At 76.4% G+C, this 17,424-nt stretch carries 3 protein-coding genes and 1 pseudogene; 3 read left to right on the top strand and 1 reads right to left on the bottom strand.

Annotated elements, in window-relative coordinates; genetic code table 11:
• Positions 1-65: 65 nt before the first annotated feature.
• The 3 genes and pseudogenes from ACFYWQ_RS22520 to ACFYWQ_RS22510 form a co-directional block, all read left to right on the top strand.
• Positions 66-8,750: pseudogene (locus tag ACFYWQ_RS22520) on the top strand (type I polyketide synthase); the annotation flags it as partial.
• 309 nt (positions 8,751-9,059) lie between these two features.
• Entirely contained in the window at positions 9,060-13,184 is a 4,125-nt protein-coding gene (locus ACFYWQ_RS22515; protein ID WP_389518646.1) for a type I polyketide synthase, read from the top strand.
• Positions 13,185-13,278: 94 nt separating this feature from the next.
• Positions 13,279-14,439 (top strand): LLM class flavin-dependent oxidoreductase, encoded by a 1,161-nt coding sequence (locus tag ACFYWQ_RS22510; RefSeq protein WP_389518645.1) that lies wholly within the window; start codon positions 13,279-13,281, stop codon positions 14,437-14,439.
• On the opposite strand, the gene ACFYWQ_RS22505 is transcribed toward ACFYWQ_RS22510, so the two are convergent.
• Positions 14,413-17,346 carry an AAA family ATPase gene (locus ACFYWQ_RS22505; RefSeq protein WP_389518644.1) on the bottom strand — a complete coding sequence of 978 codons (2,934 nt, stop codon included), beginning with the start codon at positions 17,344-17,346 and terminating at the stop codon, positions 14,413-14,415. The two genes, ACFYWQ_RS22510 and ACFYWQ_RS22505, sit on opposite strands and share 27 nt — an antisense overlap.
• Between the last annotated feature and the right edge of the window lie 78 nt (positions 17,347-17,424).

The raw sequence follows: 17,424 nt of genomic DNA, 5'->3' as shown, positions 1-17,424 counted from the left end.
GGCGTGTCCCGGACCGGGCATCGCGCACGAAGGACGGATTCATGAACGACAGCCGCATGCGGCACCTCCTGGAACGGGTCACCGCCGAACTGCACGAGACGCGCAGGAAGCTGCGCGAGGCCGAGGACAGCGGCCAGGAGCCCATCGCCATCGTGGGCATGGGCTGCCACTTCCCGGGCGGCATCGACTCCCCGGAGGACCTGTGGCGGCTGCTCTCCGAGGGCGGGGACGTCGTGGGCGACTTCCCCGACGACCGGGGCTGGGACGTGGGCGCACTGTTCGACCCGGACCCCGACCGGCCCGGCACCTCGGCCACCCGGCACGGCGCCTTCCTCGCCGACCCCGGCTCCTTCGACGCCGACTTCTTCGGCATATCGCCCCGCGAGGCGCTGGCCATCGACCCCCAGCAGCGCCTGCTGCTGGAGACGGCCTGGGAGACGTTCGAACGCGCCGGGATCCGGCCCGACACCCTGCGCGGCAGCAGCACCGGCGTCTTCGTCGGCACGAACGGCAACGACTACGCGCCGCCGGCCGGAGCCGTCCCCGAGGACCTGGAGGGCTACATCCTCGTCGGCAACGCGGCGAGCGTCGCGTCCGGACGGATCTCGTACACCTTCGGCTTCGAAGGGCCCGCGGTCACCGTCGACACGGCCTGCTCAGCGTCGTCGGTGGCCGTGCACCTGGCGGTACGGTCGCTGCGCTCGGGGGAGTGCGACCTCGCCCTGGCGGGCGGGGTGACCGTCATGACCACCCCGTCGACCTTCGTGGAGTTCTCCCGGCAGCACGGACTGTCGGCGGACGGCCGCTGCAAGGCCTTCGCCGCGGCGGCCGACGGGACCGGCTGGTCCGAGGGGGCCGGTCTGCTGCTGGTCGAGCGGCTCTCCGACGCCCGGCGCCGCGGCCACCGGGTGCTGGCCGTCATCAGGGGCACGGCGGCCAACCAGGACGGCGCCTCGCACGGCCTGACCGCCCCCAACGGCACCGCCCAGCAGCGGGTCGTCCGCCAGGCCCTGGCCGACGCCCGGCTGACGCCCGCACAGGTCGATGCCGTCGAGGCGCACGGCACAGGCACCACCCTCGGCGACCCCATCGAGGCCCAGGCGCTGCTCGCCACCTACGGTCAGGAACGGGTGCCGGGACGTCCGCTGTGGCTCGGCTCCGTGAAGTCGAACATCGCGCACACCCAGGCCGCCGCGGGGGTGGCCGGCATCATCAAGATGGTGCAGGCCATGCGGTACGGCGTGCTCCCGAAGACCCTGCACGTGGACGAACCGTCCCCGCACGTCGACTGGGCGTCCGGCGCCGTCTCCCTGCTGACCGAACACCGGCCCTGGCCCGAGACGGGGCAGCCGCGCCGGGCCGGGGTGTCCGCCTTCGGCATGAGCGGCACCAACACCCACATCATCCTGGAACAGGCCCCCGAGCCCACGGACACCGGAACCGGAGACGGCACCGCCGGCACCCCCGAGCCGACGGTCACCGCCACCGCCGAAGGCCGCGCGCCCACGGACGCCGGGACCGCCGAAGGCACCGCGCGCACGGAGCTCGCCACCGCCGACGGCACCGGGTTCGCCGAGCCGGCCACCGCCGAAGGCACCGGACCCACGGAGCCCGCCACGACAGAGGGCCCCGCCGTCCTGCCCCTGGTCCTGTCCGCCCGCACCCCGGCCGCCCTCACCGCCCAGGCGGGCGCGCTCGCCTCCTGGCTCCGCACCACCGGCGGCGCCGACGGAGCCGACGGTGCCGACCTCGCGGCCGTGGCCCGCGAACTGGTGGCGGGCCGGGCCGGGTTCGAGGAGCGGGCTGTGGTCGTCGGCGCCGGCGCGGACGCCCTGCTCGCCGGACTCGACGCGCTCGCCGCCGGCGAGCCCGCTCCCGGCGTCGTACGCGGGAGCGCCGGCACCGATCCCCGTACCGTGTTCGTCTTCCCCGGGCAGGGCTCGCAGTGGACCGGCATGGCCCGTGAACTGCTCGACACCTCGCCGGTGTTCGCGGACGGCGTCGCCGCGTGCGCCCGCGCCCTGGAGCCGTACACGGACTGGTCCCTGGTGGACGTCCTGCGCGGCGTCGAGGACGCGCCCGGCCTCGACCGGGTGGACGTCGTGCAGCCCGCGCTGTGGGCGGTGATGGTGTCCCTCGCGCGGCTGTGGCAGTCCCACGGGGTGCGGCCGGACGCCGTGGTCGGACACAGCCAGGGCGAGATCGCCGCCGCGTACGTGGCGGGCGCCCTGTCGCTCGACGACGCGGCGCGGGTGGTGGCCCTGCGCAGCCGGGCCATCGGCGCGCTGTCGGGCGCCGGCGGCATGGTGTCGGTGGCCCTGCCGCTCCGCGCCGCCACCGAGGCGATCGCCCCCTGGGAGGGCCGCCTCTCGGTGGCCACGGTCAACGGCCCGTCCGCCGTGGTGGTTGCGGGCGAGACCGATGCCCTGGACGAACTCGTCGCGGCCTGCGAGCGGGACGGGACCCGCGTCCGCCGGATCGCGGTGGACTACGCCTCGCACTCGCCGCAGGTCGAGCGGATCCGCGAGGAACTGCTCGCCGTCCTCGCACCCGTCACCCCGCGCCCCGCGCGGATCCCGCTCCTGTCGACGGTCACCGGCGACTGGCTCGACACCACCCGGATGGACGCCGCCTACTGGTTCACGAACCTCCGGCAGACCGTCCTGTTCGAACCGGCGATCCGCCGGCTGGTCGCCGAGGGCCACGACGTCTTCGTCGAGACCAGCCCGCACCCGGTGCTGACCGCGGCCGTGCAGGAGACCGCGGAGGCGGCCGGCACCGGGCCCGTCACCGTCACGGGGTCGCTGCGCAGGGACGAGGGCGGACCGCTCCGTTTCCTCACCTCCCTTGCCGCGGCCCAGGTCCACGGGGTCGAGGTGGACTGGAGCCTGGTGCCGGCGGGACCGCGCACCGCCGTACCGGACCTGCCCACCTACCCGTTCCAGCGGCGGCGCTTCTGGCTCGGACCGGTGGCCGGCGCGGCGGCGGACGCGTCCGGCCTCGGGCTGCGTCCCGCCGGGCACCCCCTGCTCGGCGCGACCCTGCGGCCCGCGGAGGGCGACGGACTGCTGCTGACCGGCCGGCTCTCCGCGCAGGCCCAGCCCTGGCTCACCGACCACACGGTCCTCGACCGGGTCGTCGTACCGGGCACCGCCCTGGTGGAGCTGGCGGTACGCGCCGCCGACGAGGCCGGGCGCGACACGGTGGACGAGCTGGTGATCGAGACCCCGCTGGTCCTGCCCACCGCCGGCGCCGTCCGGATCCAGGTCTCCGTGACCGCGCCCGGCGAGGGCGGCCGACGCGCGCTGACCCTCCACTCCCGGCCCCAGGACGCACCGGACGGCGCCGACTGGACCCGCCACGCCACCGGGTTCCTGACCCGTTCGCCCGCACCGGCGGCGCCCTCGGAGGGCACACCGGGCACCTGGCCGCCGCCGGAGGCGGCCGCCCTGTCCCTGGACGGTCTCTACGACCGGCTCGCCGAGTCCGGTGTGGTCTACGGCCCCCGGTTCCGGGGACTGCGCGCCGCGTGGCGGCGCGGTGAGGAACTGTTCGCCGAGGTCGCGCTCGACGGCGAGGAACGCGCGGCGGCCGGGGAGTTCGGGGTGCACCCGGCGCTGCTCGACGCGGCCTTCCACACCGCCGCACTCGGCACGGCGTTCCGGCCGGAGCCGGACCGGACCCTGCTGCCGTTCGCCTGGAACGGGGTACGGCTGCACGCCTCGGGCGCGACGACCCTGCGGATCAGGCTCGCGCCCACCGCCGACGGCGGCCTGTCGCTGGACGCCGTCGACGAGGCCGGAGCCCCCGTCGTGTCGGTCGCCTCGCTGGTGTACCGGCCGGTCTCCGCGGGGCAGCTCGCCGCGGACGCCGGGACCGCCACGCCGCTGTACGGGCTCGCCTGGAAGCCGCTGCCGCTGCCGCTGCCGGACGCGGCGCACGCGGGCGGCACCGGGCCGGCGGCGTTCCTCGGGGACGCGTCCGGACCGGGCCGGGGGGCCTTCGCCGATCCCGCCGCCGTCGCCGAGGCGGTCCGCGCGGGCCGGGACGTACCGGCCGACGTCTGGTACGAGGTACCGGCCTCGGCGGCCGCCGGACCCGGCACGGACGGGGACGCGGCGGACGCGTCCGTGCCGACGCGCGCACGGGCGACGCTCGACCGGGTGCTCGCCCTCGTCCAGGACTGGCTCGCCCGCCCCGAACTGGACGGCGTCCGGCTGGGCGTGCTGACCCGGGGCGCGGTGTCCGTCGCCGGCGAGTCGCCGGACCTGGCGACCGCCGGGATCTGGGGACTGCTGCGCTCGGCGCAGTCCGAACACCCCGGCCGCCTCCTGCTGGTGGACGTGGACCCGGACGGAGACGCGGACGCGGACGACGTCGGCCCGCTCGCCGCGGCCGTGACGGCGGCCGACGCCGCCGGGGAGACGCAGCTCGCCCTGAGGGGCGGCGCCGCCCTCGTGCCACGCCTCGTCCCCGCGGCCCCGGCCACCGCGTCCGGCACCGACGCCCCGCCCCCGTCCGCCGCCTGGCGGTTCGCGCCGTCCGAGGGGACCGTCCTGGTGACCGGAGGCCTGGGCCTGCTCGGCAGACTGGTCGCCCGTCATCTCGTCACCGCCTCGGGCGTACGGCACCTGCTGCTGACCGGCCGACGGGGCGAGCGGACGCCGGGCGCGCACGAGGTCGTCGCCGACCTCACCGGCCTCGGCGCCCACGTCACCGTCGCCGCCGTCGACGCGGCCGACCGGGACGCCCTGCGGACCGTCCTCGACGGCATCCCGGCGGAGCACCCGCTCACCGGCGTCGTTCACGCGGCCGGGACCCTGGACGACGGCGTCCTGGCCGGGCTCACCGCCGACCGGCTGGACACCGTCCTGCGCCCCAAGGCGGACGCCGCCTGGAACCTGCACGAACTCACCCGGGACGCCGACCTCTCCGCGTTCGTCGTCTTCTCCTCGGCCGCGGGCGTCCTCGGCGTCCCCGGCCAGGCCAACTACGCCGCCGCCAACACCTTCCTGGACGCCCTGGTGGCGCACCGCCGCGCACGCGGACTGGCCGCCACCTCCCTCGCCTGGGGGCTGTGGGCCGAGAGCAGCGAGCTGACCGGCCACCTGGACGGCGCGGACCACCGCCGCAACGCCCGCCACGGCACCCGCCCGCTCACCACCCCCGAAGGCCTCGCCCTGTTCGACGCGGCCGGAGCGACGGACCACGCCCTGCTCGTCCCCCTCGCCCTGCGGCACGGAGCCGACCCCGCGCAGCTCCCCGCGGTCCTGCGCGACCTCGTACGGACGCGGCGGCCCGTCGCGCGCACCGCGTCCGAGGCGTCGGGCGCCCCCCTCGCCGGGCGGCTGCGCGCCCTCGACGCCGCGGCACGGGAGGAGTTCCTGATCGGCCTGGTCCGGGCGGAGGCGTCGACCGTCCTCGGCCGCGACGACCGCGAGGGCATCGCCCCCACCAGGGCGTTCAAGGACCTCGGCTTCGACTCGCTGACCGCCGTCGAACTGCGCAACCGGCTGGGCGCGGCGAGCGGGCTGCGGCTGTCGCCGACGCTCGTCTTCGACCACCCCACCCCGCGCTCCCTGGCACGCTTCCTGCTCGCCGAACTCGTCGGCGAGCAGGAAGCGGCGCCCGCCCCGGCCCCCGCCGCCGGCCCGGCCCCGGTCACCGACGACCCCGTCGTCATCGTCGGCATGAGCTGCCGGCTGCCGGGCGGCGTCGCCTCGCCCGACGAGCTGTGGGAGCTGGTCTCCACCGGCGGCGACGCGATCACGCCCTGGCCCACCGACCGGGGCTGGGACAACGAGGCCCTCTTCGACGCCGACCCCGACCGGCCCGGCCGCACCTACACCCAGCACGGCGGATTCCTGCACGACGCGGCCGACTTCGACGCGGGCTTCTTCGGGATCTCCCCGCGCGAGGCGCTGGCGACGGACCCCCAGCAGCGCCTCCTGCTCGAAACGTCCTGGGAGGCGTTCGAGCGGGCGGGTATCGCCCCCGACACGCTGCGCGGCAGCAGGACCGGCGTCTTCGTCGGCGTCATGTACAACGACTACGCCTCGCGCCTGCACGACCTGCCGCCGGAGCTGGAGGGCTACCTCCACAACGGCAGCGCGGCCAGCGTGGCGTCGGGCCGCGTCTCGTACACGTACGGGTTCGAGGGCCCGGCGGTGACGGTGGACACGGCGTGCTCGTCGTCGCTGGTGGCGCTGCACCTGGCGGTGCAGGCGCTGCGCTCCGGCGAGTGCGACCTGGCGCTCGCGGGCGGTGTGGCGGTGATGGCCTCGCCGTCGGGCATGGTCGCCACCTCCCGGCACCGCGCCTTCGCCCCCGACGGCCACGTCAAGGCGTACGCCGCCGCGGCGGACGGCACCAGCTGGGCCGAGGGCGTGGGGCTGCTGCTGGTGGAGCGGCTGTCGGACGCGCGGCGGCTGGGGCATCCGGTGCTGGCGGTGGTGCGGGGTTCGGCGGTGAACCAGGACGGCGCCTCCAACGGGCTGACCGCCCCGAACGGCCCGGCCCAGCAGCGCGTCATCCGACAGGCGCTGGCCACCGCGGGCCTCGCCCCGCACGACGTCGACGCGGTCGAGGGACACGGCACGGGCACCACCCTCGGCGACCCGATCGAGGCCCAGGCGCTGGTCGCCGCCTACGGCCGCGGCCGGCCCGAGGACCGGCCCCTGTGGCTCGGCTCGCTCAAGTCCAACATCGGGCACACGCAGGCCGCCGCCGGTGTCGCCGGGGTCATCAAGATGGTGCAGGCCATGCGGCACGGCGTCCTGCCCCGGACCCTGCACGTCGACGAGCCGTCGCCGGACGTCGACTGGGCCTCGGGCGGTGTGCGGCTGCTGACCCGGGAGCAGCCCTGGGAGGCGGACGGACGACCGCTGCGCGCCGGCGTCTCGTCCTTCGGCGTGAGCGGCACCAACGCCCACGTCATCCTCGAACAGCCCGACGGAGCCGAGGAGCCGGTCGCGGCCCCCGCACCCGACGGAGCCGAGGAGCTGGCCCCCGCCCCCACACCCGACGGAGACCGGGAGCCGGCCCCCGCCCCCGCAGCCGACGTCGGTAAGGGCCCGGCGGCGCCCGCCGAGGAGGACGTGCCGCTGCCCTGGGTGCTCTCCGCGCGGACCCCGGCGGCCCTCGCGGCCCAGGCCGGGCGGTTGCTCGCCCTGCTGGACCCGGCGGACCGCCGGCCGGCCGCCGCCGACGTCGCGCACGCCCTGCTCACCGACCGGTCGCACTTCGAACACCGGGCGGTCGTGGTCGGCGCGGGCCGCGACGCCGTCGCCGAGAGCCTCGGCGCCCTGGTCCGGGGCGAACCGGCCGGGAACCTCGTCCGGGGCGTCGCCGCCGACGGCGGCAGGACGGTCTTCGTCTTCCCCGGCCACGGCTCGCAGTGGGCCGGGATGGCCCACGGACTCCTGGACTCCTCACCGGTGTTCGCCGAGCGGATCGAGGACTGCGCGCGGGCGCTGGCTCCCCACGTCGACTGGTCGCTCCTCGACGTCCTGCGCGAGCTGCCCGGAGCGCCGACCCTGGACCGCGTCGACGTGGCCCAGCCCGCGCTGTGGGCCGTGCTCGTGGCGCTCGCGGCGCAGTGGCGGGCGTACGGGGTGGAGCCGGACGCGGTGGTCGGGCACAGCCAGGGCGAGGTCGCCGCCGCCACCGTGGCCGGCATCCTGTCCCTCGAGGACGCGGCCCGGATCGTCGTGGAGCGCAGCCTGATCCTGGCCGGTCTCGTCGGCAAGGGCGGCATGGTCTCCGTCGCCCTGCCGCCCGAGGAGGTCGAGCGGCGCATCGAGGCCTGGCCGGGACGTCTCTCGGTGGCCACGGTCAACGGGCCCTCGGCCGCCGTCGTCGCGGGCGACGAGTCCGCCCTGGAGGAACTGCTCGCCGAATGCGAGGAACGGGGCGAACGGGCCCGGCGGATCAGGGCGGCCACGGTCGCCGGTCACTCCCCGGTGATCGACGAGGCGAAGGAGGAACTCCTCGAACGGCTCGCCTTCGTCACCCCCCGCGAGGGCGACGTACCCCTCTACTCCACGGTCACCGCCGCGCTCGCCGACCCGGCGGAACTGGACGGCACGTACTGGTACCGCAACATCCGGCAGACGGTCCGCTTCGCCCCCGTCGTCCGGGACCTGGTGGACGCGGGACACACCGTCTTCGTCGAGGTCAGCCCGCACCCGGTGCTGGCCGGCAGCATCCAGGACACCGTCGAGGCGGCGGACGCCGACGGCGTGGTGGTGACCGAGACCCTGCGGCGCGACCACGGCGGCCTCGACCGCTTCCTCGCCTCGGCCGCCGTCGTGCACGCCCGGGGCGTACCGGTGGACTGGTCCCCGGCGTTCGCGGGGCTGCGGCCGGGATGGGTGGAACTGCCCACGTACGCGTTCCAGCGGCGCCGCTTCTGGCTGGACTCCGGGACGGCCCCCGCCGGACCGCTCGCCCGCGAGGGCGGCGACCCGGCCGGCCTCGGCGAGGACGAGACGGGTCCCGAGCCCTCGGCCGCCCTGACGTCGCGGCTCACCGCCCTGGGACCGGCCGAGCGGGCCGAGGCGCTGCTCGACCTGGTGCGCCGGCAGACGGCCGACGTCCTGGGCCACGACGACGTCCACGAGGTGGGCGCGGACCGCGCGTTCAAGGAACTCGGCCTGGAGTCGCTGACCGCCGTGGACCTGCGCAACCGGCTCGCCACGGCCCTCGGCCGGAAACTGCCGGCCACCCTGGTCTTCGACCACCCGACCCCCGCGGCCGTCGCCGCGCATCTCGCGACGCTGCTGCCCGCCGCCGACGCGGCACAGCACGGGGCCGCGCACGACGCGCTCGCCCTGCTGGAGCGGATCGCGCCCGACGTCACGCCGTCCGACCCGGACGGACTCGAACTGGTCGCCCGCCTCCGGGCGCTGGCCGCCCGCTGGGGTGACGACGCGCGGGGGACGGGCGACGGCCGCACCGACGACCTCGACCTGGAGTCGGCGACCGACGACGAGCTCTTCGAACTGATGGACAGCGAGGCGTGATGCACGACGGACCGGGGACGCGGGAGGTGGCCGACGGTGGCCGATGAGGAGAAGCTGCGCCGCTATCTCAAGCGGGCGCTGGCCGAGGGCCGGGAGACGCAGCGGCGCCTGCGCGAGGTGGAGTCGGGCCTGCGCGAGCCGATCGCCGTCGTCGCGATGAGCTGCCGGCTGCCGGGCGGTGTCGCCTCGCCCGACGACCTGTGGGAGCTGGTGGCGGCGGGCGGCGACGCCGTCGCGCCCTGGCCCGACGACCGCGGCTGGGACCTCGACGCCCTCTACGACCCCGACCCCGACCGGCCGGGCACCAGCTACGTCCGCCACGGCGGATTCCTGTACGACGCGGCCGACTTCGACGCGGAGTTCTTCGAGATCTCCCCGCGTGAGGCGCTGGCGACGGATCCGCAGCAGCGGCTGCTGCTGGAGGCGTCCTGGGAGGCGTTCGAGCGGGCCGGCATCGCCCCCGACACGCTGCGCGGCAGCAGCACGGGCGTGTTCGTCGGGCTGGCGGCGCAGGACTACCACACCCGGCTCGACGAGGTGCCCGCCGAACTGGAGGGCTACCTGGGCATCGGCAACCTCGCCAGCGTGGCGTCGGGCCGCATCTCCTACACGTACGGGTTCGAGGGTCCGGCGGTGACGGTGGACACGGCGTGCTCGTCGTCGCTGGTGGCGCTGCACCTGGCGGTGCAGGCGCTGCGGTCCGGCGAGTGCGACCTGGCGCTCGCGGGCGGTGCGACGGTGATGTCGACACCGGCCGGGTTCGTGGCGTTCTCGCGGCAGCGCGGGCTGTCGCCCGACGGCCGCTGCCGGGCGTTCGCCGCCGCGGCGGACGGGACGGGCTGGGCGGAGGGCGTGGGGCTGCTGCTGGTGGAGCGGCTGTCGGACGCGCGGCGGCTGGGGCATCCGGTGCTGGCGGTGGTGCGGGGTTCGGCGGTGAACCAGGACGGCGCCTCCAACGGGCTGACCGCCCCGAACGGCCCGGCCCAGCAGCGCGTCATCCGACAGGCGCTGGCCACCGCGGGTCTCACCCCGCACGACGTCGACCTGGTGGAGGGGCACGGCACGGGCACGACCCTCGGCGACCCGATCGAGGTCCAGGCGCTCCAGGAGACGTACGGGCGCGGCCGGCCCGAGGACCGTCCCCTGTGGCTCGGCTCGCTGAAGTCCAACATCGGGCACACGGCGGCGGCCGCCGGAGTGGCGGGTGTCATCAAGGCGGTGCAGGCGATACGCCACCGCGTCCTGCCCCGGTCGCTCCACGTGGACGCACCCACACCACACGTCGAGTGGGCGGGCGGCGGCGTACGGCTGCTCGACGAGGCCCGGCCGTGGCCGGACGGCGACGGGCCCCGCCGGGCCGGTGTGTCCGCCTTCGGCGTGAGCGGCACCAACGCGCACGTGATCGTCGAGCAGGCACCGCAAGAGCAGGAACCGGAGGAGCACGCACCGCAGCAGAACGAGCCGCAACAGAACGAGCCGCAGCACGACGAGCCGCAGCACGACGAGCCGGAGCACGACGAGCCGGAGGGGAACGGCTCCGAGGACGGCGCCGGCCGCCCCGTCGCCGCGGCCCGGCCCGCCGCGCTGCCCTGGCTCCTCTCCGCCCGGTCGGCGGCGGCGCTGCGGGACCAGGCGGACCGTCTCGCGGCGCTGCTGCGGGACCGCCCCGACCTCGACCCGGCCGACGTGGCCTGGTCCCTGGTCACCCGGCGGGCCACGCACGACCACCGCGCGGTCGTCGTGGCGGGCGACCGTGACGGCGTCCTCGACGGCCTGCGCACCCTGGCCGAGGGACACGCGTCGGCCGCCGTGCCGCGGAGCCCCGCCGACGGCGCCCCGGCGGCCCGCGCCGGCCGGATCGCCTTCCTCTTCACCGGACAGGGCAGCCAGCGGCCCGGCATGGGACGGGAGCTGTACGAGCAGTTCCCCGCCTACGCCCGGGCGTTCGACGAGGTGGCCGCCGAGCTCGACCTGCACGGTGCGGGACACCTGGCCCACTCCGTGCGCGAGGTGGTGCTGTCCGGCGGACACGGCGACCTGCTCGACCGTACGGAGTACGCCCAGCCCGCCCTCTTCGCCGTGGAGGTCGCGCTCCTGCGGCTGCTGGAGGGCTGGGGGGTGCGGCCCGACGTGGTCGCCGGGCACTCGATCGGCTCGCTGGCCGCGGCGCACGCGGCCGGCGTGCTCACGCTCTCCGACGCCGCGTCCCTGGTGGTGGCCCGCGGACGGCTGATGCAGGCGCTGCCGGGCGGCGGCGCCATGGCCGCCGTGGAGGCCACCGAGGAGGAGGTCGCCGCGGCGCTGCGGGGCCGGGAGGAGACGGTCGGGATCGCCGCGGTCAACGGCCCCCGCTCGGTGGTCGTCTCCGGCGACGAGGAGCCCGTCGTCGCCCTCGCGGCCGGCTTCCGGGCCCAGGGCCGCAGGACGGCCCGGCTCCGGGTGAGCCACGCCTTCCACTCCCACCGCATGGAGGGAATGCTCGACGAGTTCCGCCGGACGGCCAAGGCGGTCGACCACCACGACCCGGTCCTGCCGGTGGTCTCCGACCTGACCGGCGCCCCGGTGCGGGACGGTGAGCTCGGCGCCGACCACTGGACGGAACACGCCCGCAGCCCCGTCCGCTTCCTGGACGCGGTGCGGGAGCTGCGGGCCCTCGGCGCGACCCGGTTCGTGGAGGTGGGGCCCGACGGCGTCCTCACCGCCCTGGTGGGCGACATCGTGGCCGACGACGCCTCCGGCGCGGCCCCGCCGGCCGTCCTCACCTCCGTCCTGCGGGGCGGCCGCCCCGAGGCCGTGACCCTGCTGACGGCGCTGGGCCGGCTCCACGCCGACGGCGTGCGGGTGGACTGGCCGGCGGTCTTCGAGGGCCTCGACCCGCACCCGGTGGACCTCCCCACCTACGCCTTCCAGCGCCGGCGCCACTGGCTCGACGCCACCGTGACCCGCAGCAGCACCGACACCCCGCTGCTCGCCGGTCCCGCGGCCCCCGCCGCCGGCCCCACCTGGGCCGAACGGCACGCGCACCTGTCCGGACCGGCGCTCGGCACCGCGCTGCTCGACCTCGTACGGACGCACGCGTCGGCCGTCCTCGGATACCCGACGACGGAAGTGGTGCGGCCCGAGCGTCCGTTCGTCGAAGCGGGACTGGACTCCCTCTCGGCCGTCGAGCTGCGCGCCCGGCTCGCCGGCACGACCGGTCTGGCGCTCGGGGGAGCGCTCACCATCCGCTTCCCGACCCCGGCGGCTCTCGCCGGGCATCTGGCGGACCTGCTGCGCGAGCGGCCGGGGCCCGACGCGCCGCCGACGGCGCAGGACGGCCCGCTCACCACCCTCTATCTGCGGCTGTGCGTCGCCCGGCAGATCACGGCCGCCACCGAGGTGATCGTGGCCTCCTCCCGGCTGCGGGACACCTTCGGCGCGGCGGACGGCGCCGGCCACGCCGTCGAACCGGTCGCCCTGGCACACGGCGCGGCCCCGACCGCGCTGGTCTGCTTCCCGGCTCTCACGGCCCTGTCCGGGCCGCACGAGTACGCCCGCTTCGGCCAGGCCCTCGACGGGCTGCGGGACGTCCTCGCCGTCCCCGCACCCGGCTACGCGCCCGACAGCGCCCTGCCGGACTCGGCGGACGCCTTCGTCGCGATACAGGCGGACGCGGTCCAACGGCTGGTGGGGGAGCGGCCGTTCGCCTTGCTGGGCCGCTCCCTGGGCGGCTGCGTCGCCCACGCCGTGACCGCCGAGCTCGAACGCCGCGGAACGCCCCCGGCGGGCCTCGCCATGGTCGACACGTACCCGATGGACACCGCCTCCCTCCCCGGCATGGAGTGGTGGATGCCCGCCATGATCAACGGAATGGTCGACCGGTTCGACGCGTTCGACCTGGGCCTGAGCGACAACGGCCTGACCACCATGGGACATTACCTGCGCACCTTCGGCCCCTGGCAGCCCCGGCCGGTCACCACCCCGACCCTCCTGCTGCGGGCCGAGGACCCGCTGCCCGGCACGCCGGCCGACCCGCCGCGCGACACCCGCGCCTTCTGGCGGCTGCCGCACACCACGGCGGACGTGCCCGGCGACCACTTCTCCGTCCTCGAAGAGCACTCGGCGACCACCGCCGCCGCCGTCGAGGAATGGCTGGACACCCTCCGCCGGCCGGCCCCCTGACCACCGGCCGCCTGACCACCGGCTCCCTGACCAACGACACCCGCACGACGCACCGCACCGCACGACGCACCGCACGAGAGAAGAGAAGAACACCATGACCGCACCACAGCCCCTGCACCTCGCCGTCGCCCTGGACACCGTCGGCTGGCACCCCGCGGCGGGCGCCGGACCCGACGCCCCCGACGGCGACCCGTACGGCCTGGCGCACTGGACCGCACTCGTCCAGGAGGCCGAACGCGGGCTGCTGGACTTCGTGACGCTGGAGGACCCGCCCAAGCGCCCCACCGGTCACGTCGCCCACCGGCTGGACGCGCTCCTCGTCGCCGCCGCCCTGGCGTCGCGCACCGAACGCATCGGACTGGTGCCGACCGGCGTGGTCGACCGGGCCCAGCCCGCGCACATCGCGCGGGCCGTCGCCACCCTGGACCACGTCAGCGGCGGCCGGGCCGGCTGGCGCACCCAGGTGACGCCCGCCCGCCCGATCGTGATAGCCGACATCTTCACCCCCGAGGTGCAGCGGCCGATGGCCGAGCTCTTCGAACGCGCCGCCGACCTGGTCCGGGTGGTGCGCGCCCTGTGGGACGGCGTCGACGACGAGAAGGCGCTGCGCGACCTCGCGCCCGGCCGCTTCGCCCCGGCCGACCCCGACCCCGGCGGCAGCTTCACCGAGATCGAGCCGCTCGGCGGAACGGCGGGCGACTGGCTCACCATCGACTCGCCCGCGCTGGCCCCCCGCGCCCCGCAGGGCCACCCGCTCGTCTTCACCCTCGCCCACATCTCCCTCCCGTACCGGTACGGAGCCCGCTCCGCCGACGTCGTGTCGGTGACGCCGCACAGCGCCGAGGAGGCGCGCGCGACCGTCGAGGAGATCCGGACCGAACAGGCCGCGGCCGGACGCGCGGACCAGAAGGTGCACGTCTTCGCCGACGTGGTGGTCTTCCTCGACAGCACCCCGGGCCGGGCCGCCGAGCGCAAGGCGCGCCTCGACGAAGCGCACGGCGCCCCCTACACCTCCGACGCCCACATCGCCGTGGGCACCCCCGCCGAGGTCGCCGACCTGCTCCTGGAATGGCAGGGGGCAGGCCTGTCCGGGTACCGCCTGCGGCCCGGCGCACTGCCCCACGACCTGACCGCCATCACCCGCGAACTGGTGCCCGAACTCCAGGCCCGCGGCGCGTTCCGGACCGCCTACGAGGCCGACACCCTGCGCGGGCTGCTCGGACTCCCGCTACCGCCGGCCCCCGACGCGCTCTGAGACCGGACCCCGGCACGCCGCCCCCTGCCGGAGCTCCTGCTCCGGCAGGAGCTCCTCCTCCCGCGACTGCCGCTCCGGCAGGCCCGCGGCCGCTCGTGCGGACGGACCCGGCTCCTCCCGGCGGTCGGGTTCGAGCAGCCACGGCGGCAGGTGCGCCCGGCCCTTGATGCGCAGTTTCCGGTAGGTGTGCGTCAGGTGCTGTTCCACCGTGCTGACGGTGATGAACAGCCGCTCGGCGATCTCGCGGTTGGACAGCCCGGCCGCCGCGAGCGCCGCCACCTGAGCCTCCGAGCTGCTGAGCACACCGGCCCGGGCCCGGGCGCCGCGCTCGTGCCCGGGAGCCGGCGACTCACGGACCGCCAGCCGCCGGGACAGCGGGGCGAGACCCTGCTCCTCGGCGATGTCCAGGGCCTGCCGGGCGACCATCCGGGCCCGGCCGCTCTGGCCTGCCCGGGTGTGCGCCTCGCTCAGATCGGCCAGGACGCGGGCCAGTTCCAGCCGGTCGCCGGCCGCGTCGAGCAGGTCGGCGGCCTCCCGCAGCAGGGTCGCGCGCTGCCGGGAGTCGGCCACGGAGGCCGCCGTGTGCAGCGCCATCCCCCGGGCCCGCGGCTGACCGGCCGGAACCATGGCGAGCTGCTCGACGGCCAGCCGCCGGGCCTCGTCCGTCCTGCCGAGCCGCAGCAGGGCCGCCACCGCGTCGCCGCGCCACGGCACGAACGCGGGGAGGTCGATGTCCCACTCCCGCATGAGCCGGCCGCACCGCGTCAGGTCGTCGAGCGCGCCGTGCAGCAGGTTCACCGAGAGCCGCCACCGGCCGCGCGCCTGAAGGTACTGGATACCGAACCGGGTCTGGAACAACTCCTCGGGCAGCGCCGACACCGGGGGCCCGCCGACGTCCCTGATCGTGCCCGTCGCGGCGGCGGCCAGCTGGAGACTCGACAGCGGAGAGCCGATCAGGACCCCCCAGCCGCGCAGCGACAGCAGCCCCATGGCCCGGCGGGAGCACTGCTCCGCGAGCCGTACGTCGCCCTGGCGGATCGCGATCTCGGCCCGCAGCGCCGCGAACAGCGCCTGCCACGTCGGGACGTCACGCCGGGTGGACTCCCGCAGCAGCATGTCGCACCAGCCCGCCGCGAGATCGCACCGGTCGGCGTAGACCAGCACCGACACCGCCTGGTGGACGGTGTCGAAGGTCGTGTCGTCCAGCACCGTCGTCTGCAACGCCAGTTCGGCGCTGCGCACCGTGTCCGGGCCGGGGCCCGAACGCAGCAGCCGGTTCAGGACGCCGGCCATCCGCCCGGGTGCCCCGTCGGCGGCCAGCGCGGCCGACCGCCGCGGCCGGGTCCGGGCGGCGGGCTGGGACAGCAGGGCCGGATGGGAGGCGCGTACCCACTGCCGCGCCGCGTGGTACTCGGCGCTGGAGCGCGCGTCCAGCGTCTCCGAGGACCGTTCGAGCCGGCGCAGCGCGAGGGTGATCTCGTCGCTGCTGCCGTTCCACAGCAGCCGCCCGAGCAGCGCCACGCCCTGGCAGCCGGACAGCCGGCCCTCCCGCAGGGCGGCGATCAGCGGACGCAGCCGCCGGCAGGCGGTGTCGGGATCGGTGCGGAAGTCGACGAGGCTGCGCAGCATGGTCACCGTCACCCGCTGGTCCTCGTCCGCGCAGGCCTCGCCGGCCACGTCCAGGCAGGCCTCGGCGACGGACGTGTCGTCCTGGCGCAGCGCCTCGCGCGCCGCCTCCACCGCCACGGGGAAGGCCCACGGTTCCCGGCTGTGCCGGGCCGCCACCAGGTGGACGGCGATCGCCGACGGGGGCTCCCCGGCCTCGTGCAGCAGCCGGGCCGCGTCCCGGTGCAGCGCCGTGCGCTCGCCGGCGGACATGCCGGCCAGGACGGCGGCGCGGGCGGCGGGATGACGGTAGCGCCCGTCGTCGAGGACGCCGAAGCGGTCCATCGCCTCCAGCGTCTCGTCGACCACCGGCCGGGGCCGGCCGAGCAGCCGGGCCAGCCGGGCCAGCCGGTCGCGGGAGGCCGACGCGTCCAGCACCGCGAGCGCGCGGGCCGCGTCGCGGTACCGCTCCCCGGCGCGGCGGACGCACGCGTCCACCGCCCGGCCGAACTCCTCGCCCGCGACCGGCTCCGCCGTGGACGGCCGCAGGGCCGTGTGCTCGTGGTGGTCCTCCGCGAGCGCGCGCAGCAGCAGGGGGTTCCCGCCGCTGAGCCGGTGCCACGACGCGGCCGCGGAGCCGGCCGCCGGGCCGGGGCCGATCAGCCGGGTCAGCATCTCCCGTGTGCCGGCCGGGGACAGCGGGCCCACCCGCAGCCGGGTGAAGTGCCGCTGGCGCATCATGGTCGTGCGCCAGGACAGCCGGGGGCCGCTCGCCCCGGCCCCCGTGTCGCGCTCGGTCACCACCAGCAGCACGCGGTCGGTGCGCAGCAGGCGCCCGACGTACGTCAGGGAGTCCAGGGAGGCCGAGTCGGCGAAGTGCAGATCGTCGACGATCAGCACCACGGGGATCCGCTCCGACAGACCGCGCAGCAGCTGCCACTGCACCTGGCTGACCTGCGCGGGCGTCGGGCCGTGCGTCAGCAGGTCCGCGTCGCACGGCGCGATCGCGGTGCCGTCCCCGGGCAGGCGCAGCGCCCGCTCGCGGTCGGCCGGCGAGAAGTGCTGGTGCCGGAAGATCTGGCCGACGACCCCCAGCGCGACCTTCTGCTCCGAGCAGCGGGCCGTCGCGTGCAGCACCACGGCACCGGCGGCCGCCGCCTCCTCGCCGAGGACGTGCAGGAGTTCCGTCTTCCCGGCGGCGACCGGCCCGCTGATCGCGGCCACGCCTCCTCGGCCCGCCAGACACTCGGCCAGCATCTCGCGCAGTCGCCTCACCTGGGTCTCACGTTCGACTAGAACCACAGCAGGTTCCCCATCTCCCACGTCGCGGTGGCGTTGTACGGACCTCGGACATCAACGCCGTCGGTGACGTCCAGCTCG

The sequence above is a fragment of the Streptomyces sp. NPDC003247 genome (assembly GCF_042888135.1).
Taxonomy (GTDB): Bacteria; Actinomycetota; Actinomycetes; order Streptomycetales; family Streptomycetaceae; genus Streptomyces.
This window is presented reverse-complemented; position numbering and strand designations above follow the sequence as displayed.